Genomic DNA, 21,818 nt, shown 5'->3' with positions numbered 1-21,818 from the left:
ATGACCGCCCGGCCGCCGTCCGCTCCCGACCGTCCGGACGAGGCACCGAAGGAGGCGGACCCGCACTATCTCGGCCATCGCGACCGCCTGCGCGCCCGCTTCGCCCAGGGCGGCGCCGACGCCCTGCCGGACTATGAATTGCTCGAGCTCGCTCTGTTCCGGGCGATCCCGCGCCGCGACGTGAAGCCCCTCGCCAAGGCGCTGATCGGGCGCTTCGGCAGCTTTGCCGAGGTCCTGAGCGCCGAACCCGCGCGACTTGCTGAAATTGAAGGCATCGGTCCCGGGGTCATCGCCGACCTGAAGCTCATCGAAGCGGCAGGGCACCGGCTGGCCCGCGGTGCCATAGCCGCACGCCCCCTGCTCTCCTCGTGGGGCGCCGTCCTCGAATATTGTCGCGCCACCATGGCCTTCGCCGCGCGCGAACAGTTCCGCGTGCTGTTCCTGGACCGTCGCAACCACCTCATCGCCGACGAGGTCCAGGGACGGGGCACCGTCGATCACACGCCGGTCTATCCCCGCGAGGTGGCGCGCCGGGCCCTCGAACTCTCGGCCACCGCCATCATCCTCGCCCACAACCATCCCTCCGGCGATCCGACGCCCTCGGCGGCCGACATCCGGATGACGCGCGAGATCGTGAGCGTGCTGGACCCCCTCGGCATCGTCATCCACGATCACATCATCCTGGGTCGCGAAGGACATGCGAGCTTCAAGGGCTTGAAGTTGATCTGAACGTGCTACCGTACACGCAAGGGCGGTGCGCGCAGGCGTCGATCTCCGGTCGCTGGCGCGCCTCTTGCCTAGACAAGAACGGTGTTCAAGGGGGAGACGCGAATGGCGCTCGCTGCATTCGACGAGATGACCGGGCTGCCCGACGGGGCGCTGAGCAACCCCGCCGTGCGCGAAGCCTACGACAGCCTCAAGCACTGGCTCGACACCACGCCGCCCGAGCATTTCAACACCCGCCGCAGCCAGGCCGAGATGCTGTTCCGGCGCATCGGCATCACCTTCGCGGTGTATGGGGCGAACGAATCCACCGAGCGCCTGATCCCGTTCGACATCATTCCCCGCGTCATCACCAAGCCCGAATGGGGCTTCCTCGAACGGGGCCTGAAGCAGCGCGTCACCGCCATCAACGCGTTCCTGAAGGACATCTACGGGGCGCAGGAATGCATCAAGGCCGGCGTGATCCCGGCCGACCTCGTCTACCGCAACCCGCATTACCGCATGGAGATGCGCGCCTTCCGGGTGCCGCACGACCTCTACGTCCACATCGCCGGCATCGACATCGTGCGCACGGGCGAGAACGACTTCTTCGTGCTGGAGGACAATGCCCGGACACCATCCGGCGTCTCCTACATGCTGGAGAACCGCGAGGTGATGCTGCGGCTCTTCCCCGAACTGTTCTCCCGCCACCGCGTGGCTCCGGTCGAGAACTATCCGGACGCCCTTTTGGCGACCCTGCGCAGCCTCGCGCCGTCGACCGCCACCCGCGACCCCACCGTCGCCCTGCTCACGCCCGGCCGCTACAACTCGGCCTTCTACGAGCACTCGTTCCTGGCCGACAAGCTCGGCGTCGACCTCGTCGAGGCTTCGGACCTCTTCACCAAAGACGACGTCGTCTACATGCGCACGACCGAGGGCCCGCGCCGGGTCGACGTGCTGTACCGCCGCCTCGACGACGACTTCCTCGATCCGCTGGTCTTCCGCCCGGATTCGGTGCTCGGCGTCCCCGGCATCATGAACGCCTACGAGCGCGGAACCGTGACACTGGCCAACGCGGTCGGCACCGGCATCGCCGACGACAAGGCGGTCTACAGCTACATGCCGGAAATCGTGAAATTCTTCACCGGCGAGGAGCCGATCCTGCACAACGTGCCGACCTATCGCTGCCGCGAGAAGGATGCCTTCGCCTACGTGATGGACAATCTCGGCGACCTCGTCGTGAAGGAAGTCAACGGTTCGGGCGGCTACGGCATGCTGGTGGGTCCGCACGCCACCAAGCGCGAGATCGAGGAGTTCGGGCGCAAGCTCAAGCACGCCCCGGACGGCTTCATCGCCCAGCCGACCCTGGCGCTCTCCACCTGCCCCACCTTCGTCGCCTCCGGCGTCGCGCCCCGGCACGTCGACCTGCGCCCCTTCGTTCTCTGCGGCTCCGACGAGATCCGGATCGTCCCCGGCGGCCTCACCCGGGTCGCCCTGAAGGAAGGGTCCCTGGTCGTCAATTCGAGCCAGGGCGGCGGGACCAAGGACACCTGGGTCCTCGACGCCTGAGATCGCGCCGGGCATCCGGCCCGGCCTTTCGCGCCGGATGCCTTTCCAAGCCCGTGCCGCCTCCGGCATAGTCCTTTCAGCCCTGCGGCCTGCGTTCCCGACGCTGGTCGACGTCCCGATGGAACCCCATGCTGTCCCGGACCGCCGACAACCTGTACTGGCTCTCGCGCTACGCCGAGCGGGCGGAGTTCGTCGCCCGCATCCTCGATGCCGCCCTGCGGCTGGCCGCCCTGCCGTCGAGCTACGGCGGTGGCGAGACCAACGAGTGGGCCTCCGCCCTGGCCTCGGCGGGTGATCCGGAGGTGTTCAAGCCCCTCTATGACAGCGTCACGGAAGCCACCGTCTGCGACTTCCTCGCCTTCAGCCCGCACAATCCGTCCTCGATCCGCTCCTGCATCGAGACCGCCCGCGAGAACGCCCGCAGCGTGCGCACGGCGCTCACCACCGAGATGTGGGACGCCATCAACGGCGCGTGGCTCGAGCTGCGCAACTACGAGGGGCGCGACCTCAACCGCGACGAGTTCACCCGCTTCCTCGACTGGGTGAAGGGAGTCTCCCTCGCCTTCGACGGCTCGGCCTACCGGACGATGCTGCGCAACGACGCCTACTGGTTCACCCGGCTGGGCACCGCCATCGAGCGGGCGGACAACACCGCGCGCATCCTCGACGTGAAGTACCGCATCCTGCTGCCGGCCTCGGAGAAGATCGGCGGCAGCCTCGACTACTTCCAGTGGACCACGATCCTGCGCGAGGTCTCGGCCTTCAACGCCTATCACTGGGTCTACCGCGAGAGCGTGAAGCCCCTGCTCGTGGCCGACCTGCTCATCCTGAACCGGCAGATGCCGCGTTCCTTCACCAACTGCTACGGCATGCTGGTGGAGCATCTCGACCTCATCGCCGACGCCTATGGGCGGCGCGGCGCGAGCCAGCGCTTGGCCAGCAACACCCTGGCCCGCCTGGAGGGCGAGAACATCAACCGCATCTTCTCCTCCGGCCTGCACGAGTTCGTGACGGAGTTCATCGTCGAGAACAATCGCCTCGGCGCAGCGGTCATCGAGCAATATCTGGTATAGGGCCGGCCCCGGCCCGACGCCGCGCAAAGGTCGCCGCATGCGAATCCGCGTCTTCCACGAGACCAACTACACCTACGAACAGCCCGCCCGCGGGCTGATTCAGGTCCTGCGCCTGCGTCCGCGCGACCATGACGGGCAGTATGTCCGGCGCTGGCGCATCGAGCCTTCCGTCGACGGCCGCGTGAGCGAGCGCGAGGACGGCTTCGGCAACGTGGTGCACTGGTTCACGGCGGACGAGCCGGCCGAGGCGCTGTCGATCCGCGTCACCGGGGAGGTCGACACCCTGGAGATGCACGGCATCGTGCGCGGCACCATCGAGCGCCTGCCCGACGTGTTCTACCTGCGGGACTCGGACCTCGCCCTGGCCAACGACGCCATCCAGGCCTTCGCGCAGGAGGTCGCCGCGGCCGGCGATCCGGCCCCCCTGCCCTGCCTGCACCGGCTCCTGGCGGCCGTGCACGAGCGGGTCGCCTTCGTCCCGGGTCCGGCCAGCGCCAGCACCAATGCGGCCCAGGCCTTCGCGCAGGAGAAGGGCGTCTGCCAGGACGTCACCCACCTCTTCATCGCGGCAGCGCGCCACCTCGAGATTCCCACGCGCTACGTGTCCGGCTACTACCACCATACCGACCGGGACGCGGACCAGGGCTCGGGCCATGCCTGGGCGGAAGCCCTGGTGCCGGGCCTCGGCTGGATCGGCTTCGACGCAGCCCACGGCATCGCCACCACGGAGGCGCATATCCGCGTGGCCGTCGCCCTCGACTATCTCGGGGCGGCACCGATCCGTGGCAGCCGCATGGGCGGCGGGACAGAAACACTCGACGTGACGCTCCGCGTCGAGCAGGCACAGGCTTCCGTCCAGTCCTGATCGCGGACGGACGTGCGAGAAAGACCGCACCATGACCTACTGCGTCGGTGTCCTCGTCGAGGAAGGGCTGGTGATGATCGCCGACACCCGGACCAATGCCGGGCTCGACGACATCTCGACCTACCGCAAGCTGCACCACTTCAACGTCCCGGGCGAGCGCGTGATGATGCTGGCCTCCGCCGGAAACCTGTCGATCACCCAGTCGGTGCTCAGCCTGCTGGCCGAGGGGGTCGAGGGCGATGCCGGCGAGCCGAAGATGAAGCTCGTCGAGGCGCCGACGATGTTCCAGGCGGCGCAGCTCGTCGGCCGCGCCATCCGCCGCGTCCGTGAGATCGAGAAGGCCGGGTTCGAGGCGGCAAATCTCCGATTCTCGGTCTCGCTGCTGTTCGGCGGCCAGATCGGCACCGATCCGATGAAGCTCTACCTGATCTACTCGGCGGGCAATTTCATCGAGTGCAGCGGCGATGCGCCCTTCCTGCAGATCGGCGAGCACAAGTACGGCAAACCGATCCTCGACCGGGCGGTGAAGTACGAGACCGACCTCTACGACGCCCTGAAGGTCGGCCTCGTCTCGATGGATTCGACGATGCGGTCGAACCTCGGCGTCGGCCTGCCCATCGACATCGCGGTCGCCCGCCGCAACGCCCTCGACCTCGAGGTGAACCACCGGATCGAGGCCGGCGAGAGCTACTTCCACGACCTGCGCGAGCGCTGGTCGGCGGCCCTGCGCGCCGCCCACCGGGCGATCCCCCGGCCGCCCTACGGGCCGGCGACGGCGAAGTGATCAGCCCTTCGGGCCGCCCAGGAGCTTGAGCGCGCCCTCAGCCAGCTCGATGGTCAGAGACCCCGCCTCCGTTTCACGAGCGAGCGGCGCGCCCTGGCCGGCCCAGAGAGGCGAGAAGTCGCCCGACCCGCGCCGCTCGGCCTCGATCCGAAGGGGTTGGAGGCCGATGGCGGCGGTGGGGAAGACGGGCGCATCGGCCCGCAATGGGCCGAGTTCGCGGATGACGCGATTCACGAGGCCCCGGGCGGGCTTACCGGTCAGCACGTTGGTCATGGTCGTGTCCTCGTCTCGCGCCCGGCGCAGGGCCTCGCGGTGCGGCAGCGAGAGTCCGGCCTCCGTGCAGCGGAGATAGGCTGTCCCCAGCTGGACGGCCGAAGCGCCGAGCATGAAGGCGGCGGCGATGCCACGCGCATCGGCGATGCCCCCGGCCGCGATGACGGGCACGTCCACAGCGTCGACCACCTGGGGCACCAGCGCCATCGTGCCGACCTGCGTCGCGGGATCGCTGCCGAGGAACAGGCCGCGATGCCCGCCCGCCTCGGCTCCCTGCGCGATGATCGCGTCGACCCCGCGCTCGGCGAGCCAGCGCGCTTCCCGCACGGTGGTGGCGGACGAGAGAACGAGGCAGCCGAGCGCCCGGACGCGGTCGAGGAGCGACGCCTCCGGCAGGCCGAAATGGAAGCTCACCACCGCCGGCCGGACCTCGGCGACGACCGCGAGCATCGCCGAATCGAAGGGCGCCCGCTGCGCCATGGTGATCGGCGCCGCCGGATCCAGGCCGAACTCCGCGTAGTAGGGCGCGAGGCGGCTGCGCCAGGCGGCGTCGCACGCCGCATCCGGCGTTTCCGGCACGTGGCAGAAGAAGTTGAGGTTGAACGGGGCATCCGTCCTGGCCCGGATCGCCGCGGCTTCGCTGCGCACGGCATCCGGATTCATCGCCGCGCAGGCCAGGGAGCCGAGGCCGCCCGCCGCGCTCACGCTGGCGGCGAGCGCCGGCTTGGGTCCGATCATCGGCGCCTGGATGATCGGGTGCCGCACCGGCACGCGTTCGAGGAAACGGTTCTGGCCCCACATGTGCCGGCTCCCTGTTCATCTCCGCTCGCCGGATCCCGCAGCGAGGCGGGCCAGATAGGCGCGCGCCGCGGCCGTCGGATCCGGGGGGCGCATCAGCGCGCCCATCACCGCGACGCCGGCGGCACCGGCGGAACGGCAGGCCTCCACGCGATCGACCGTGATGCCCCCGAGGGCGATCACCGGCATGCCGAATCCGGTCGCGATCCGGATCGCTTCCGGCCCGAGGGCCGGACCGTAGCCCGGCTTGCTCGGGGTCGGAAAGATGGGGCTGAGGGTGGCGTAGTCTGCACCGGCACGCGCCGCCATCGCGACCTCGTCCGGCGCATGCGCCGAAACTCCGATCCAGCCGTCCGGCAAGCGCCGACGGGCCTTTGCGAGTTCGGCCGCATTCGTTCCGCCGGGCAGATGGACGCCGTCGGCTCCGAGCTCGGCGGCGAGGGCCACATCGGCGCCGATCGTCAGCGCGCCGCCCCCGGCCTTCACCAGGCGAACGACGTCACGGGCCAGCGCGCGCCGCGCCTCCGGCGCGAGGTCCCGCTCGCGAAACCAGATCCAGCGGGCGCCGGCCCGCAGGAGGCGCGCGAGGGTGTCGTGGAGGAGCCGGGCGGCGACGTCCGGCGAGTCGGTCGCGGACCTGTCGGTCACCACCAGTAGCCGCGACGGCAGCTCGCTCATCGCGGCGTGCCGGCGGCAGCGGGCGCGCCGGCCGCCGGCCGGTTCACGAGCCCACGAGTCCGAGTTGCGGGCTCGACGGCTCGGCCCGGCCCCGCTTCGGGATGCGGCCAGCGAGGTAGGCATCCCGGCCGGCCTGGACGGCGGCGCGCATGGCGCGGGCCATCCGCACGGGATCGTCGGCCTTGGCGACCGCGGTGTTGAGGAGGCAGCCGGCGGCGCCGAGCTCCATGGCGATCACCGCGTCGGAGGCGGTGCCGATGCCGGCATCGACGATCACCGGCACGGGCAAGCGCCGGCAGATCAGCTCGAGGTTCGCCGGGTTGGCCACGCCCATGCCGGAGCCGATCAGCGAGCCCATGGGCATCACGGCGGCGCAGCCGAGATCGGCGAGGCGCTGGCAGACCACCGGATCGTCGTTGCAATAGGGCAGCACGGTGAAGCCGTCGTCGACGAGGTGGCGGCAGGCCTCCAGCAGTTCGGCCACGTCGGGATAGAGCGTCTCACGGTCGCCGATGACCTCGACCTTGATCCAGTTCGTGTCGAGGGCCTCGCGGGCGAGTTCGGCGGTCATGATCGCGTCGCGGGCGGTCTCGCAGCCGGCGGTGTTGGGCAGGACGCGGTGCCCCTTCAGCCGGCGCAGGGTGTCCGAGCCGTGCCCCTGGAGCGAGACGCGGCGGATCGAGGCCGTGACCACCTCGGCCCCGCAGGCCGCCACCGCATCGAAGAGGATGCTCTGGGTCGGGTAGCCGGCGGTGCCGATGAACAGGCGCGAGCCCAGGCTCACGCCTCCGATCACCAGAGCATCGGTGTCGTTCGCGATCTCGGTCATTCCTGGCCTCCCAGCCATCCCATCCACCTGGCCAAATGTCTCATCCGATCACCTATCCGCCCTGCATGGCGCGGACGATCTCGACACGGTCGCCGTCGCTGAGGGCGGTGGCGGCCCAGTCGCGGCGGCGGACCACGGCGCCGTTGAGCGCGATCGCGATGCCCTGCGGGCTGTCGATGCCGGTCTCCTCGGCCTCTTCGCGGAACAGGGCATCGAGGTCGGCAGCGGCGCTCTCGCGAGCCTCTCCGTTGACGGTGAGCCTCATGCGAAGGCCCTCTGCGGTGCCGACGCGAAGCGGGCTCGGCCGAACTGGCGCGCGTAATCCGGCAGCGCCCCTTCGGCGACCAGTGCGGCCACGGCGTCGGCGGTGGCAGGGGCCAGCAGGTAGCCGTTGCGGTGGTGGCCCGTGGCCACGACGAGGCCCGGCGCCAGGGCGTCGATGATCGGCGCATCGTCGTCGGAGGTCGGCCGGAAGCCACTCCAGACCGCCTCGACCGCCATCTCCTCGATGCCGGGCAGGACCCGGCGGGCGCCCTCGAGCAACGCGTAGAGTCCGCCGGCCGTGACACCGGGCACGAATCCGCAATCCTCCACCGTCGCACCGACGATGAGATGCCCGTCGGACTTTGGTGCCATGTGGACCTGTTCGGTCCAGACCATATGGGCGAGGGTGCCGGTGCGGGCGGTGGTCCGCAGGGCGAGGGACTGTCCGCGCAAGGGGCGGACCGGCAGGGCGAGATGGTCGGGCAGGAGGCCCGCCTCCCCGCTCCAGGCGCCGGAGGCGAGCACGACGGTGTCGGCCCGGGTCAGCCCCTGGCCCGTGCGCACGCCGGTGACCCGGCCGGCGGTCCAGTCGAGGGCCTCCACCGCGCAGCCCTCGACGATGGCGACGCCGGCGGCGAGGCAGGCGCGCACGAGGGCGGCCATCACCCGGCTCGGATCGACCTGATGGTCGTGCGGGCAGAACAGGCCGGCGGTGACGGCCGGGCGCAGGCGCGGCTCGCGGGTCCGGACTTCGGGGCCTGTCAGCCAGCGCGCGTCGAGGCCGGAGCGCTTCTGGAGGTCATAGCGGAAGCGCAGGCGCTCGACCTCGTCGCGGCCGATGGCGAGCACCAGGGTGCCCTCCTCCCGGTAGTCGATGTCGAGACCCGCCGCTTGCTCGAGCGCATCGCGAAAACCCGGCCAGCGCGACAGGCTCTCCAGCGCCAGGGGCAGCAACGGGTCCGAGCCGGGTTCGTGCTCGGCGGCGGGAGCCAGCATGCCGGTGGCGGCAAGGCTCGCCCCGGCGCCGACGATGTCGCGCTCCAGGACGGTCACGGAGAGCCCGCCCTGCGCCAGGCGCCAGGCGGCGGACAAGCCGATCAGGCCGGCGCCGACCACGACCACGTCGCTGCGTGCCGGGACCGTGGCGGCCGGCGGCGCGGCACCGTGCGTCCGTCGCAGGTTGAGGAAGGAGTTCGGGGTCACGTCCAACGCAATCTCCGCTACAGCGTCGAGATTGGTGGGCTGCAGCTTCGAGCGGTGAAGCGTGCCGGGCTCGTGGAGAAACCCGCGGTCCAATCCCTACGCCGGTATGAACCGGGTCAGGTTCGAAGGATTTCCGCGCCGCCATCCGCGAACGGACGGCCATCGGTTTCTCAGCCCCTTGCCGGGGATCTCCCTGGAACGCCCTTGATGTGGGCCGTCCGTGCGCCGGGGTCAATCCCCACAGGCGCTTCGGCCCGCCTGCGATTCACGAGGCCGGTGGACGCACGGGACGATAGACGCCCATCGGTTCGGCGAAACCGTCGAGGGCGTGTTCGCCCAGGGGTTCCGGCATGTCCCAGAGGAAGTCGACGAAGGGCTTCGTCATCAGGATGGGCTCGCCCAAAGTCCGGTTCAGGCGGGCGACGCGGCTGGCGAGGTTCACGTCACGCCCGATCACGGTGAAGTCGAGGCGCGCGCCCGAACCCACATTGCCGTAGGCGGCCTCGCCGTGATGCAGGGCGATGCCGGCCGCGACCGGATTGGCGAACCGGCCGAGCGCGTTGGCCTCGGCCAGCGCCGCCATGGCACTCTGCGAGGCCGTGAGTGCCCCTTTCGCGGCGCCGCCGAGGTCGTCCCCAGGCTCGCGAAAGATCGCCAGCAGGCCATCGCCGAGATATTTCAGGACCTCGCCGCCCTCGCGCTCGATGGCCGGCACCAAGCAGTCGAAGAAGATGTTCAGGAGGTCGACCGCCTCCTCCGGCGTCATGTCGGCGGAGATGCGGGTGTAGTCGCGCATGTCCGCGAACAGGATCGCCGAGCGGATGCGCTGGACGTGCCCGCGCCGGATGGAGCCGCCGAGGATCGCCTTGTGCGGCTCGTCCCCGACATAGATCCGCAGGACGTGATCCAGCTGCTTGTTGACGCTGCGCATCTCCATGACGGCGGCCAGCGTCGGCATGATGAAGCGCAGGATCGCCACGTCCTCGTCGCGAAAACCGAGTTCGGACCGGGTGGCGAACGAGATCCCGTTGCGGGTCCCGTTGGTGAAGAACAGCGGCGCGACGATGTAGTACCGGTAGCCCTCCGCCTTCAGGTCGGGGATCACCGCGAAGGCATCGTCCGGCGTCTCGGCGAGGTCGAGGATCAGCCACTCGCCGGTCTCGTGGACGCGAAAGAACGGACTTTCGCGGTAGGCCTTGTCGGAAGCTTCCCCGTGCGGGAACAGGCGCACGGAGGAGCCCGCCTCGCGGGTCCAGAACCGGCCGACGCCGGAATACTCGGAATGCAGGGCATCGATCGCGGTGGTGGCCCGATCGACCGGCACATCGAGCCGGATCAGACGCTCGGCGAGGCCGGAGAGCAGCTCCTCGGCCTTCGGCATCCGGGCGCCCTCGCTCAGCAGCCAGTCGCGCAGGGCCACGCACGCCTGAAGCGCGCCGAACGGGACATCGGCCGCCTCCGAGCCATCGGCTTCGGCGGTGGGGGAAGGCTGGGGCGGGCCTCGATCGAGCATATGGCCAAGGTGGGTTGGGCAGCGGCGTCCGGCAACGGCGACCGTTCGGGTTTTGTGAGTATCGTGCGGGCGTGAGCGCTTCAACCGCGCAGACCAGACGTCGAACATCGACGCCAAACTGGCGACACGGGCTTCGCCCGGCGCGTCGACGACTGGTCTCCGGTGACAGACCCGTTGCCCGCGCAGCGCCGGATGCTGTCTCGTTCCTGTGTCGGTACCGTGCCCCATCATCGAAAGGAAAGAGCCGGCCCCGAGGGGAGCCGGCTCCTTCGAAAGATCGGGGCACCGGGCCGAGCCGGCGCGATCGGATACCTCAGTTGTCGAGGAAGCTCCGGAGCTTGCGCGACCGGCTCGGGTGCTTGAGCTTGCGCAGGGCCTTCGCTTCGATCTGACGGATACGCTCGCGGGTCACCGAGAATTGCTGGCCGACCTCCTCGAGGGTGTGGTCGGTGTTCATGCCGATGCCGAAGCGCATGCGCAGCACGCGCTCCTCGCGGGGCGTGAGCGAAGCGAGCACGCGCGTGGTCGTCTCGCGCAGGTTCGACTGGATCGCCGCGTCGATCGGCAGGACGACGTTCTTGTCCTCGATGAAGTCGCCGAGGTGGCTGTCCTCTTCGTCACCGATGGGCGTCTCCAGGGAGATCGGCTCCTTGGCGATCTTGAGGACCTTGCGCACCTTCTCCAGCGGCATCGCCAGCTTCTCGGCCAGTTCCTCCGGGGTCGGCTCGCGGCCGATCTCGTGCAGCATCTGGCGCGAGGTTCGGACGATCTTGTTGATCGTCTCGATCATGTGCACCGGAATGCGGATGGTGCGGGCCTGATCGGCGATCGAGCGGGTGATCGCCTGACGGATCCACCAGGTGGCGTAGGTCGAGAACTTGTAGCCGCGGCGATACTCGAACTTATCGACGGCCTTCATCAGGCCGATATTGCCCTCCTGGATCAGGTCCAGGAACTGCAGGCCGCGGTTGGTGTACTTCTTGGCGATCGAGATCACGAGGCGGAGGTTGGCCTCGATCATCTCCTTCTTGGCCTGGCGGGCTTCGCGCTCGCCCTTCTGGACCATGTTGACGATCTTGCGGTACTCGCCGATCTCCAGGCCCGTCTCAGAGGCGAGGGTCAGGATCTGCTCGCGCAGACGGGCGACCTCGTTCGAGCCCTTCTCGACGAGGTTCTTCCAGCCGCGGCCGCCGAGGCTGCCGACGCGCTCCATCCAGTTCGGATCGAGCTCCCAGCCCTGGTAGTGGCGCAGGAACTCGTCGCGGGCGACGCCGTGGCTCTCGGCGTAGCGCATCAGGCGGCCCTCGTGGGAGATGAGGCGCTTGTTGATGTCGTAGAGCTGCTCGACCAGGGCCTCGATGCGGTTGGCGTTGAGGGAGAGCGACTTCACGTCGGTGACGACGGCGTCCTTCAGCTCGTCCTGCTTGCGCTCCTGCGCGTCGGTACGGGTGCCGCCCGCCGCCTTGAGCTCGGCATGCTCGATCTGCAGCTTGCGCAGCTTGCGGTAATTGTTGGCGATGTTATCGAACGTCTCGAGGACGCGCGGCTTGATCTCGGTCTCCATGGCCGCCAGGGAGACGTTGTTCTCCATGTCGTCCTCGTCGTCGCCCTCGGGCGGCGCCGGCGTCTCTCCCTCGGATTCCTCGCTCTCCTCGGCGCCGTCGGCGATCTGCATCGCGTTCTTCGCGTCGGGGCCCGCATAGGTGGCTTCGAGGTCGATGATCTCGCGCAGGAGCACCCGGCCGTCGACGAGCTCGTCGCGCCAGATGATGATGGCCTGGAAGGTCAGCGGGCTCTCGCAAAGCCCGGCGATCATCGCTTCGCGCCCGGCCTCGATCCGCTTGGCGATGGCGATCTCGCCCTCGCGGGACAGGAGCTCCACCGAGCCCATCTCGCGCAGGTACATGCGCACGGGATCGTCCGTGCGGTCGGTCGGCTCCTTGGCGGTGGTCTCGCGCACGGCGAGAGGCTTGGCGGGCGCGATCTCGGCGACCTCCGTCCCCTCCGCGCCCTCCTCGTCCTCGTCGTCGCCCTTGGCCTTGGCCTCGGTCGTCTCCTCGGTCTCCTCGGCCTCGACGACGTTGATGCCCATCTCGGAGAGCTGCGACAGCACGTCCTCGATCTGGTCGGGGTCGGACTGGCCGTCGGGCAGAACCTCGTTGATCTCCTCGTAGGTGATGTAGCCGCGCTTCTTGGCGAGCTTCACCATCCGCTTGACGGAGGCATCCGTCAGATCGAGGAGCGGCCCGTCGGTCTGTTGCTCCGGCGCAGCATCCGTCTCGTCCCGTTCCGTTGCCTTCGTCGCCATGGTCCGCCTATGGTTGTCGTGTCCGCGCCGCGCGGGAGCGTGTCGCTCACTCCGCGTCGTCGACGCTGAAATGCATGTGATGTGCGGACCGCCGAAGCGACAGCCGCGTCGATGTCAGATCCCGGTATGCAAGCGAGACGCTTGACCGATTGTTAACCATGAGCCGCCAGAGGCGACCGAATTCGTTCGCGGCGCACGTTTCAGGGTGCCGATGCCTCATCCGCATCCGGCACCACCTCGTCCGCCTCCGCACCAGCGATGACGGCCATACGGGCCTTCACGTCGCACAGCCAAGCGAAGTTCGCCTCCGTCTCGTCCTCGACCAGGGCCCGCTCAGCCAAGCGGAGTTCGCTATTTAGCGCTCCAGACTTGCGGTGCAAGATCACGGCCTGACGCAATGCGTCTTCGAGACGCACAGGATCGGCATGCGCGTCAAGTGCTTTCGGATCTTTCCTTCGACCCAGCGCTCGAACGCGCTCAGCAGCGTGCTCCAGTTTCGCGCGCTGCAGACGGCTTTCCAAAACTTCGGGATCTAAATGCGTGGCTTCAGACACAGCATCGAGCAGAAAAGTCTGGATTGATCGAGCATCTTCATTTTCAAAATCGAGTTCGGAAAACTGCTCAGCCCATTCGTCCAGTAGGGATGGATGTGTGAGGAGCGCGCCAACGATCATGCCTTCCCTAATCGATTGAGCCCCGTTGAAGCCGGCAGACTGCGCCAGATTATTGCTAGCCCGGCCGTGGAAAGTCGGCGAGGGCGGCGGATCACCGGGCCGGGGCGTGCGCTGGAAGGCAGGCCGCGCCGCGCCCGTCCGCGGCTCCCAGGGGCCGCGGCGTCCGGAGGCGGCCTGGGGCGACAGGGCGCGCAGGCGCCCCTCGATCTCGTCGCGGTAGAACCCCCGCACGGTCTCGTCGCGGATGGAGGCGACCATCTCGCGGAGCGACTTGGCGAGGCCGGCCCGCCGTTCGGGGGTATCGAGGGAAGCGCCGTCGGTGGCGCGCGACCACAGCACCTCGACCAGGGGGCGGGCCGCATCGAGCACCCGATCGATGGCCGACTTGCCCTCGGCGCGCAGGAGATCGTCGGGATCCTGCCCCTCGGGCAGCATGGCGAAGCGCAGGGACTTGCCCGGCGTCAGGCCGGGCAGCGCGACGTCGAGGGCCTTGAAGGCAGCCCGCTGGCCGGCCCCGTCGCCGTCGAAGCAGAGGATCGGCTCGTCGGCATTGCGCCACAGCAGGCCGATCTGCTCCTCGGTGAGCGCCGTGCCGAGGCCCGCCACCGCGTTGGGATGGCCGGCCAGGGTCATGGCGATGACGTCGACGTAGCCCTCGACGGCGATGATCACGCCGCGGTCATGGGCGGGCTTGCGGGCCTGGTGCAGGTTGTAGAGCAGCTGGCCCTTGTGGAAGAGCGGCGTCTCCGGCGAATTCATGTACTTCGCCTTGGCGTCCTTCTGCATCGCCCGGCCGCCGAAGGCGATGACGCGCCCGCGCGAATCGGCGATCGGAAACATCACCCGGTCGCGGAACTTGTCGTAGGGCACGCGGATGTCCTCGCCGGCCACGAGCAGGCCGAGCTCGATCATCAGGTCCCGGTCGACATCCTTGGCGGCGAGATGGTCGCGCAGGGCATAGCGGTCGCCCGGCGCATAGCCGAGGCGAAAGCGGCTCCGGATCTCCGGCCCGAGCTGGCGCCGGTCGAGATAGGCACGCGCTTCGGTGCCGGCGCGGCCGCGCAGCTGCTCCTCGAAGAAAGCCGCGGCCATCTCCATGACCTCGAAGGCGCCGGCACGCTTGGTCTCCTGCTCGCGGGCATCGGCGCTCGGCGCCGGCAGGGTCACGCCGGCTTCCGCCGCCAGGCGCTCCACCGCCTCGGGGAAGCTCAGGCCCTCGGTCTCCATCAGGAAGGTGAAGACGTCGCCGTGCTTGCCGGAGGAGAAGCAGTGATAGAACTGCTTCTGGTCGTTCACGTAGAACGACGGCGACTTCTCGGCATTGAACGGCGACAGGCCGCGCCACTCGCGGCCCGCTTTCTTCAGCCGGACGCGCCGCCCCACGATGTCGGATGCGGGCAGGCGCGCACGGATCTCTTCGAGGATGTGGGGCGGGTAACGCACGGCAAGAACCGGACCTCTGCGGCCGCCGATACTAGCGGACCCGGCTTAAAGAGTCCCCAACGCCGACGCGCGGCGCCGGGACGCCCTCACGCCTTGGCGTTCAGCGCCTCCTTCACGAGGCCGCTCGCCTTGGCGAAGTCCATGCGGCCGGCATAGGCGCCCTTCAGGGCGGCGATGACCTTGCCCATGTCCTTGGGGCCGGCGGCCCCCACCTCGGCCACGGCCTTGTCGATCGCCGCCCGGGTCTCGGCCTCGTCCATCTGTTGGGGCAGGAAGCCCGCGATGATCGCGACCTCGTTGCGCTCGTTCTCGGCGAGCTCGGGCCGCCCGCCCTGGTCGTAGACCGCGGCCGATTCGTTGCGCTGCTTGATCATCTTCTGGAGGAGCGCGAGGATCTCTTCCTCGGAGGCCGGCTCCTTGCCGAGGCCGCGCGCCTCGATGTCCTTGTCCTTCAGGGCGGCCTGGATCATCCGGACGGTGGCGAGCTTCGCCTTGTCGCCGGCCTTCATGGCTTCCTTCATCTCGGTGGTGAGACGGGCGCGCAGCATCGTGTGACTCCTGAAAAAGCGGGACCCCGGACGGCGGATCGATGGCGTGGTCTGCGAATTGCTGCGCGAACCGGGGTTCTTGAGACGCGCCGACGCCAGGGCCACATTGACCCTAACGCGGCACGCTCGCTATGAGCGCCGCACGACAAGCCGCCCGCACGCGCCGCTCACGGCGCCGGGATCGGCCGGACATAAGCGAGATCACGCCGATGCTGCAAGATGAAGGCGTCCACACGCCTGCTGTGCCCGCGCCCCCCGCTCCCTGGGCCGAGCCCCTGGCCACCGCCCTCCTGGTCCTGGCGGACGGGACCGTGCTGGAGGGATTCGGCATCGGCCAGACCGGAATCGCCGACGGCGAGGTCTGCTTCAACACCGCGATGACCGGCTACCAGGAGATCCTGACCGACCCGTCCTATGCCGGCCAGATCGTGACCTTCACCTTTCCGCATATCGGCAATACCGGCACCAACGACGAGGACCTCGAGAGCCTCGACGCGGCGCCGGCCTCCGGGGTGCGCGGCACCGTGATCGCGTCCGCCGTCACCAACCCGTCGAACTGGCGCTCGTCGAGCCACCTCGATTCCTGGCTCAAGGCCCGGGGCATCGTCGGAATCACCGGGGTCGACACCCGGGCGCTGACCGCGCTGATCCGTGACCACGGCATGCCGAACGCGGTCATCGCCAACGATCCGGAGGGGCGCTTCGACCGCGAGGCCCTGAAGGCCCGCGCCGCGGCGCTCGCGCCGATGGAGGGCCTCGACCTCGTGCCGCCGGTGACCAGCCGCGCGCGCTCGGAATGGTCGCAGACCACCTGGGGCGTGAAGACCGGGTACGGCGACCGCAAGCCCGGCACCGGCCTCAAGGTGGTGGCGATCGACTACGGCGTGAAGCGCAACATCCTGCGCCTGCTGGCCGAGGCCGGCTGCGACGTCACGGTGGTGCCCGCCACGACGACGGCCGACGAAATCATGGCGATGAAGCCGGACGGCGTGTTCCTGTCGAACGGCCCCGGCGACCCGGCGGCCACCGGCGAATACGCGGTCCCGGTGATCCGGGCGCTGCTGGACGAGAAGGTGCCGACCTTCGGCATCTGCCTCGGCCACCAGCTCATGGGCCTGGCACTGGGCGGCCGCACCGTGAAGATGGCGCAGGGCCACCACGGCGCGAACCATCCGGTGAAGGACAAGACCACCGGCAAGGTCGAGATCGTCTCGATGAACCATGGCTTCGCGGTCGACCCGGCGAGCCTGCCCGAGACCGCGCTCGAGACGCATGTCTCGCTGTTCGACGGCTCGAATTGCGGCCTCACCCTCACGGACCGCCCGGCCTTCTCGGTGCAGCATCACCCGGAGGCCTCGCCCGGGCCGCGCGACAGCCACTACCTGTTCGAGCGCTTCGTCGCCCTGATGAAGGCCGGCAAGCCCGAGACCCTGGTCACCACGGCCGACTGATCCATCGCGGCCGGACGGGGCGACACCCGCCCGGCCGCCGCGGCGCCTGCAGGGCTGCCCTGCACGCCTGCGATGCGAACCGCGAAAAGGTTCCCGCTCCGTCACAAAAAATCCGGCATTCCGGAGCATCCCGGCATCGTTAACGGCCCGCTAAGGACGGCGTTCGAAGATCGTCGCCGGGTCGATTCCGACGCTTGCCGGGGATTTTCCACATGACGTTCGACGACGCGCGCGACGACTTCTCGCGCCTGCATCGCCTCTTCACGTTCCATCTCGGCGTGGCCGTGAGCCTCGCGTGGATGACCGCGCTGACCTCGGCCTGCTACGCCCCGTGGGTCCGCAACATCCGGGCGCTGATCGACCCCGCGACGGGCCTCGACCGGGTCGAGAGCACCTGGTCCTTCCTGTTCGCGATGCCGGTGGTGATGACCCTGGCCTGGATCGGCCTGTATTTCGGCCGCGAGATGCTGCGCCGCAGCCAGACGCTCTCCAATGCAGCCCTCGAATTCGCCGCCGCGGCCGTCGTCGCCTTCGGTGTGTTCTACCTGTCCATCGATCGCGCGGTCTCGGCCCTCTATCTCGGCTTCTGAGACCCGCCGGCGCTTCACCGGTAACCCGCGCCCTTCCAATGGAAGCGGGCTGCGTGTAAGTGCCAAGATCAACGATAATCCACGCCGCTAGCGCCCCCAGGCCCGTGCCGTTTCTCCGGCACCGCGCCTGGCCGGGCGCGCGTGCTTGCAGCCAAGGCGCCCGATGCCGAAACGCACCGACATATCCTCGATCCTGATCATCGGTGCGGGGCCGATCGTCATCGGTCAGGCCTGCGAGTTCGATTATTCCGGTACCCAGGCCTGCAAGGCTCTCCGCGAGGAGGGCTACCGGATCGTGCTGGTGAATTCGAACCCGGCCACGATCATGACCGACCCGGACATGGCGGACGCCACCTACGTCGAGCCGATCACGCCCGAGATCGTCGCCAAGATCATCGAGAAGGAGCGCCACGTCGTTCCGGGCGGCTTCGCCCTGCTCCCCACGATGGGCGGCCAGACGGCGCTGAACTGCGCCCTCTCCCTGAAGAAGATGGGCGTTCTGGAGAAGTTCGACGTCCAGATGATCGGCGCCACCACCGAGGCGATCGACAAGGCGGAGGACCGCCACCTCTTCCGCGACGCGATGACGAAGATCGGCCTGGAGACGCCGAAATCGGCGCTCGCCAACGCCTCGGCGGCCAAGAAGGCCGACCGCGCGAAGTACCTCGCCGAGATCGCCCGCATCGAGGCGGCGAACGAGGGGGAAGCCCGGGCCGCCGCACTCGCGGCCTTCGAGAAGACCTGGCACCGGGGCGAGTCCGAGCGGCGCAAGCGCTACGGCGAACACGCCATCGGGCAGGCGCTGATCGCGCTCGCCGAGGTCGGCCTTCCGGCGATCATCCGCCCCTCCTTCACCATGGGCGGCACCGGCGGCGGCATCGCCTACAACCGGGAGGAGTTCCTCGACATCGTCGAGCGCGGCATCGACGCCTCGCCGACGAACGAGGTCCTGATCGAGGAGAGCGTCCTCGGCTGGAAGGAATACGAGATGGAGGTCGTTCGCGATAAAAACGACAACTGCATCATCGTCTGCTCCATCGAGAACATCGACCCGATGGGCGTCCACACCGGCGATTCCATCACCGTCGCGCCGGCCCTGACGCTGACGGACAAGGAATACCAGGTGATGCGCGACGCGTCCCTGGCGGTGCTGCGCGAGATCGGCGTCGAGACCGGCGGCTCGAACGTGCAGTTCGCCATCGACCCGGCCACGGGCCGGATGATCGTCATCGAGATGAACCCGCGCGTCTCGCGGTCGTCCGCCCTGGCGTCCAAGGCCACCGGCTTCCCCATCGCCAAGGTCGCGGCCAAGTTGGCCGTCGGCTACACCCTCGACGAGATCGCCAACGACATCACCGGCGGCGCCACCCCGGCCTCGTTCGAGCCCTCGATCGACTACGTCGTCACGAAGATCCCGCGCTTCGCCTTCGAGAAGTTTCCCGGTGCCGAGCCGACCCTGACCACCGCCATGAAGTCGGTGGGCGAGGCCATGGCGATCGGCCGCTGCTTTGCCGAATCGCTCCAGAAGGCCCTGCGCTCCCTGGAGACCGGCCTGACCGGCCTCGACGAGATCGAGATCGAGGGCCTGGGCAAGGGCGACGACCACAACGCGATCAAGGCGGCGCTCGGCACCCCGACGCCCGACCGGCTGCTGAAGGTCGGCCAGGCGCTGCGCCTCGGCGTCAGCCACGAGGAGGTCCACGCCTCCTGCAAGATCGACCCGTGGTTCCTGGAGCAGCTCCAGGCGATCATCGACCTGGAGAACCGCGTCAAGGCACACGGCATCCCGAACACCCCCGGGGCGTTGCGCCAGCTCAAGGCCGCCGGCTTCTCGGATGCCCGTCTCGCCGTGCTCGCCAAGACCGACGAGGACAGCGTGCGGGCGGCGCGCCGGGCCCTGGATGTGCGCCCGGTGTTCAAGCGCATCGATACCTGCGCGGCCGAGTTCCAGGCCCCGACCGCCTACATGTACTCGACCTACGTGGCGCCCTTCGCCGGCACGGTGGTGGACGAGGCCCGGCCGACCGACGCCAGGAAGGTGATCATCCTCGGCGGCGGCCCGAACCGGATCGGCCAGGGCATCGAGTTCGACTATTGCTGCTGCCACGCCTGCTTCGCGCTGTCCGAGGCCGGCTACGAGACCATCATGGTCAACTGCAACCCGGAGACGGTCTCGACCGACTACGATACCTCCGACCGGCTCTACTTCGAGCCGCTGACCCAGGAGGACGTCCTCGAGATCATCGAGACCGAGCGGCAGGCCGGGACGCTCCACGGCGTCATCGTGCAGTTCGGCGGCCAGACCCCGCTGAAGCTGGCGCGCGCCCTGGAGGCTGCCGGCGTGCCGATCCTCGGCACCTCACCGGACGCCATCGACCTCGCCGAGGACCGCGACCAGTTCAAGCGCCTCCTCGACAAGCTCGGCATGAAGCAGCCGAAGAACGGCATCGCCTACTCGGTGGAGCAGAGCCGGCTCATCGCCTCCGATCTCGGCCTGCCCTTCGTGGTGCGCCCGAGCTACGTGCTGGGCGGCCGCGCCATGGCGATCATCCGCGACGAGGCGCAGTTCGCCGACTATCTCCTCGACACCCTGCCGAGCCTGATCCCGTCGGACGTCAAGGCGCGCTACCCCAACGACAAGACGGGGCAGATCAACACGGTGCTGGGCAAGAACCCGCTCCTGTTCGACCGCTACCTGTCGGACGCCACCGAGATCGACGTCGACGCCATCTGCGACGGCAAGGACGTCTTCATCGCCGGCATCATGGAGCACATCGAGGAGGCGGGTATCCACTCGGGCGATTCCGCCTGCTCGCTGCCCTCGCGCTCGCTCTCGCCGGAGATCGTCGCCGAGCTGGAGCGGCAGACCCGCGCCATGGCCCTGGCCCTGAAGGTCGGCGGCCTGATGAACGTGCAGTACGCGATCAAGGACGGCACGATCTACGTGCTGGAGGTGAATCCGCGCGCCTCGCGCACCGTGCCCTTCGTCGCCAAGGTGATCGGGGATCCGATCGCCAAGATCGCCGCCCGCGTCATGGCCGGCGAGTCGCTGGCGAGCTTCGACCTGAAGGCGAAGGTCCTGGATCACATCGCCGTCAAGGAAGCGGTGTTCCCCTTCGCCCGCTTCCCCGGCGTCGACGTGCTGCTCGGCCCCGAGATGCGGTCCACCGGCGAGGTCATCGGCCTCGATTCGAGCTTCGGCGTCGCCTTCGCCAAGAGCCAGCTCGGCTCGGGCACCCTGGTGCCGAAGGGCGGCGCGGTGTTCGTATCGGTGCGCGACGCCGACAAGGAGCGCATCCTGCCGGCGATCCGCCTGCTCTCGGAACTCGGCTTCTCGATCGTCGCGACGGGGGGCACCCAGCGCTTCCTCGCCGACGAGGGCGTCCCGACAGAGCGGGTGAACAAGGTCTTGGAAGGCCGGCCGCACGTCGTCGACTCGATCAAGAACGGCGACATCCAGCTCGTCTTCAACACCACCGAGGGCGCCGGCGCATTGTCGGACTCGCGCTCCCTCCGGCGGGCCGCCCTCTTGCATAAAGTGCCGTACTACACCACTCTTGCAGGAGCGATGGCGGCGGCCGAGGGGATCAAGGCCTATCTCGGAGGCGATCTCAAGGTCCGCGCCTTGCAGGAATACTTCGCGGCCTGAATTCTCGCGCGGCTTCCGTGTTGATCGGAAGCCGTGTTGTTGGCGGTTCGGGAGTAATTTACTCTGGCCCGGAAGGAGCGACATGCTCCGGCCGGGCTTATTCATTGTGGCGCGAGACGATGACGATAGACAAGGTTCCGATGACGGTGCGCGGTTACGCAGCGCTGGAGGAGGAGTTGAAGCACCGCCAGCAGGTGGAGCGCCAGCGGATCATCCAGGCCATCGCCGAGGCCCGCGCCCTCGGCGACCTGTCGGAGAACGCCGAGTACCATGCCGCCAAGGAGGCGCAGTCCCATAACGAGGGCCGCGTCCTGGAGCTGGAGAGCATGATCTCGCGCGCGGAGGTGATCGACGTTTCCAAGCTCTCGGGCACGAAGATCAAGTTCGGCGCCACGGTGAAGCTCCTCGACGAGGACACCGAGGAGGAGAAGACCTACCAGCTCGTCGGCGAACCGGAGGCGGACGTGCGGTCCGGCCTGGTCTCCATCACCTCCCCGATCGCCCGCGCGCTGATCGGCAAGGGTGTCGGCGATACCGTCGAGGTGACGACGCCGGGCGGCGGCAAGTCCTACGAGGTCGTCGCCGTCCAGTACGGCGGCTGAAT

Annotated in this window: 18 protein-coding genes and 1 riboswitch; of the genes, 9 read left to right on the top strand and 9 right to left on the bottom strand. The window is 68.8% G+C overall.

The features are described 5' to 3' along the window. From radC to ASF49_RS02975, 5 genes are all read left to right on the top strand, one after another. Positions 1 to 729 carry a RadC family protein gene (gene radC, locus ASF49_RS02995; RefSeq protein ID WP_056467381.1) on the top strand — a complete coding sequence of 243 codons (729 nt, stop codon included), beginning with the start codon at positions 1 to 3 and terminating at the stop codon, positions 727 to 729. Between the two features lie 102 nt (positions 730 to 831). Further along, entirely contained in the window at positions 832 to 2,271 is a 1,440-nt protein-coding gene (locus ASF49_RS02990; protein ID WP_056467379.1) for a circularly permuted type 2 ATP-grasp protein, read from the top strand. Positions 2,272 to 2,399: 128 nt separating this feature from the next. Beyond that, a complete protein-coding gene (locus ASF49_RS02985; protein ID WP_056467374.1) occupies positions 2,400 to 3,344 on the top strand; it encodes an alpha-E domain-containing protein in 945 nt (314 codons plus the stop codon). 37 nt (positions 3,345 to 3,381) lie between these two features. Beyond that, the gene (locus ASF49_RS02980) at positions 3,382 to 4,209 is read left to right on the top strand and encodes a transglutaminase family protein (protein ID WP_056467372.1); all 828 of its coding nucleotides are present in this window, start codon (positions 3,382 to 3,384) and stop codon (positions 4,207 to 4,209) included. Positions 4,210 to 4,240: 31 nt separating this feature from the next. Then, positions 4,241 to 4,993 (top strand): hypothetical protein, encoded by a 753-nt coding sequence (locus ASF49_RS02975; RefSeq protein WP_056467368.1) that lies wholly within the window; start codon positions 4,241 to 4,243, stop codon positions 4,991 to 4,993. On the opposite strand, the gene ASF49_RS02970 is transcribed toward ASF49_RS02975, so the two are convergent. From ASF49_RS02970 to ASF49_RS02930, 9 genes are all read right to left on the bottom strand, one after another. Further along, positions 4,994 to 6,067: an NAD(P)H-dependent flavin oxidoreductase gene (locus ASF49_RS02970; protein WP_056467365.1), complete on the bottom strand. Its 1,074-nt coding sequence runs from the start codon at positions 6,065 to 6,067 to the stop codon at positions 4,994 to 4,996. 15 nt (positions 6,068 to 6,082) lie between these two features. Beyond that, positions 6,083 to 6,742, bottom strand: a complete 660-nt coding sequence (locus ASF49_RS02965) for a thiamine phosphate synthase (RefSeq protein WP_056467362.1) — start codon at positions 6,740 to 6,742, stop codon at positions 6,083 to 6,085. A 43-nt stretch (positions 6,743 to 6,785) separates the two neighbouring features. Then, on the bottom strand, positions 6,786 to 7,571 hold the full coding sequence (locus ASF49_RS02960; protein WP_056467359.1) for a thiazole synthase: 786 nt from the start codon (positions 7,569 to 7,571) through the stop codon (positions 6,786 to 6,788). Between the two features lie 52 nt (positions 7,572 to 7,623). Beyond that, positions 7,624 to 7,836 (bottom strand): sulfur carrier protein ThiS, encoded by a 213-nt coding sequence (thiS, locus tag ASF49_RS02955; protein ID WP_056467356.1) that lies wholly within the window; start codon positions 7,834 to 7,836, stop codon positions 7,624 to 7,626. Next, on the bottom strand, positions 7,833 to 9,038 hold the full coding sequence (gene thiO, locus ASF49_RS02950) for a glycine oxidase ThiO (protein ID WP_243214310.1): 1,206 nt from the start codon (positions 9,036 to 9,038) through the stop codon (positions 7,833 to 7,835). The genes thiS and thiO overlap by 4 nt, the downstream gene beginning before the upstream one ends. Positions 9,039 to 9,113: 75 nt before the next feature. Next, positions 9,114 to 9,242, bottom strand: a riboswitch (TPP riboswitch). Between the two features lie 61 nt (positions 9,243 to 9,303). Then, positions 9,304 to 10,551 carry an adenylate/guanylate cyclase domain-containing protein gene (locus ASF49_RS02945; RefSeq protein WP_056467353.1) on the bottom strand — a complete coding sequence of 416 codons (1,248 nt, stop codon included), beginning with the start codon at positions 10,549 to 10,551 and terminating at the stop codon, positions 9,304 to 9,306. 313 nt (positions 10,552 to 10,864) lie between these two features. Then, positions 10,865 to 12,859, bottom strand: a complete 1,995-nt coding sequence (gene rpoD / locus ASF49_RS02940; protein WP_056467350.1) for an RNA polymerase sigma factor RpoD — start codon at positions 12,857 to 12,859, stop codon at positions 10,865 to 10,867. 200 nt (positions 12,860 to 13,059) lie between these two features. Then, a complete protein-coding gene (dnaG, locus tag ASF49_RS02935) occupies positions 13,060 to 14,976 on the bottom strand; it encodes a DNA primase (protein ID WP_056467347.1) in 1,917 nt (638 codons plus the stop codon). An 86-nt stretch (positions 14,977 to 15,062) separates the two neighbouring features. Continuing rightward, the gene (locus ASF49_RS02930; protein ID WP_056218815.1) at positions 15,063 to 15,524 is read right to left on the bottom strand and encodes a GatB/YqeY domain-containing protein; all 462 of its coding nucleotides are present in this window, start codon (positions 15,522 to 15,524) and stop codon (positions 15,063 to 15,065) included. 209 nt (positions 15,525 to 15,733) lie between these two features. On the opposite strand from ASF49_RS02930, the gene carA reads away from it, so the two are divergent. From carA to greA, 4 genes are all read left to right on the top strand, one after another. Then, a complete protein-coding gene (carA, locus tag ASF49_RS02925; RefSeq protein WP_056467344.1) occupies positions 15,734 to 16,975 on the top strand; it encodes a glutamine-hydrolyzing carbamoyl-phosphate synthase small subunit in 1,242 nt (413 codons plus the stop codon). A 212-nt stretch (positions 16,976 to 17,187) separates the two neighbouring features. Beyond that, positions 17,188 to 17,565 (top strand): hypothetical protein, encoded by a 378-nt coding sequence (locus ASF49_RS02920; protein WP_056467341.1) that lies wholly within the window; start codon positions 17,188 to 17,190, stop codon positions 17,563 to 17,565. A 163-nt stretch (positions 17,566 to 17,728) separates the two neighbouring features. Further along, on the top strand, positions 17,729 to 21,214 hold the full coding sequence (gene carB / locus ASF49_RS02915) for a carbamoyl-phosphate synthase large subunit (protein ID WP_056467337.1): 3,486 nt from the start codon (positions 17,729 to 17,731) through the stop codon (positions 21,212 to 21,214). A gap of 125 nt (positions 21,215 to 21,339) precedes the next feature. Then, entirely contained in the window at positions 21,340 to 21,816 is a 477-nt protein-coding gene (greA, locus tag ASF49_RS02910) for a transcription elongation factor GreA (protein ID WP_181017364.1), read from the top strand. The last annotated feature ends 2 nt before the right edge of the window (positions 21,817 to 21,818 follow it).

Source organism: Methylobacterium sp. Leaf104, assembly GCF_001422885.1.
Taxonomy (GTDB): Bacteria; Pseudomonadota; Alphaproteobacteria; order Rhizobiales; family Beijerinckiaceae; genus Methylobacterium.
Note: the sequence above shows the minus strand (reverse complement) of the source record. Positions and strands in the feature narration are given on the sequence as shown.

What these genes read in the sequence shown, in the direction of transcription:
- radC (WP_056467381.1), top strand. Translation starts at nt 1, where the DNA reads ATGACCGCCCGGCCGCCGTCCGCTCCCGACCGTCCGGACGAGGCACCG.
- ASF49_RS02990 (WP_056467379.1), top strand. Translation starts at nt 832, where the DNA reads ATGGCGCTCGCTGCATTCGACGAGATGACCGGGCTGCCCGACGGGGCG.
- ASF49_RS02985 (WP_056467374.1), top strand. Translation starts at nt 2,400, where the DNA reads ATGCTGTCCCGGACCGCCGACAACCTGTACTGGCTCTCGCGCTACGCC.
- ASF49_RS02980 (WP_056467372.1), top strand. Translation starts at nt 3,382, where the DNA reads ATGCGAATCCGCGTCTTCCACGAGACCAACTACACCTACGAACAGCCC.
- ASF49_RS02975 (WP_056467368.1), top strand. Translation starts at nt 4,241, where the DNA reads ATGACCTACTGCGTCGGTGTCCTCGTCGAGGAAGGGCTGGTGATGATC.
- ASF49_RS02970 (WP_056467365.1), bottom strand. Translation starts at nt 6,067, where the DNA reads ATGTGGGGCCAGAACCGTTTCCTCGAACGCGTGCCGGTGCGGCACCCG.
- ASF49_RS02965 (WP_056467362.1), bottom strand. Translation starts at nt 6,742, where the DNA reads ATGAGCGAGCTGCCGTCGCGGCTACTGGTGGTGACCGACAGGTCCGCG.
- ASF49_RS02960 (WP_056467359.1), bottom strand. Translation starts at nt 7,571, where the DNA reads ATGACCGAGATCGCGAACGACACCGATGCTCTGGTGATCGGAGGCGTG.
- thiS (WP_056467356.1), bottom strand. Translation starts at nt 7,836, where the DNA reads ATGAGGCTCACCGTCAACGGAGAGGCTCGCGAGAGCGCCGCTGCCGAC.
- ASF49_RS02945 (WP_056467353.1), bottom strand. Translation starts at nt 10,551, where the DNA reads ATGCTCGATCGAGGCCCGCCCCAGCCTTCCCCCACCGCCGAAGCCGAT.
- rpoD (WP_056467350.1), bottom strand. Translation starts at nt 12,859, where the DNA reads ATGGCGACGAAGGCAACGGAACGGGACGAGACGGATGCTGCGCCGGAG.
- ASF49_RS02930 (WP_056218815.1), bottom strand. Translation starts at nt 15,524, where the DNA reads ATGCTGCGCGCCCGTCTCACCACCGAGATGAAGGAAGCCATGAAGGCC.
- carA (WP_056467344.1), top strand. Translation starts at nt 15,734, where the DNA reads ATGCTGCAAGATGAAGGCGTCCACACGCCTGCTGTGCCCGCGCCCCCC.
- ASF49_RS02920 (WP_056467341.1), top strand. Translation starts at nt 17,188, where the DNA reads ATGACGTTCGACGACGCGCGCGACGACTTCTCGCGCCTGCATCGCCTC.
- carB (WP_056467337.1), top strand. Translation starts at nt 17,729, where the DNA reads ATGCCGAAACGCACCGACATATCCTCGATCCTGATCATCGGTGCGGGG.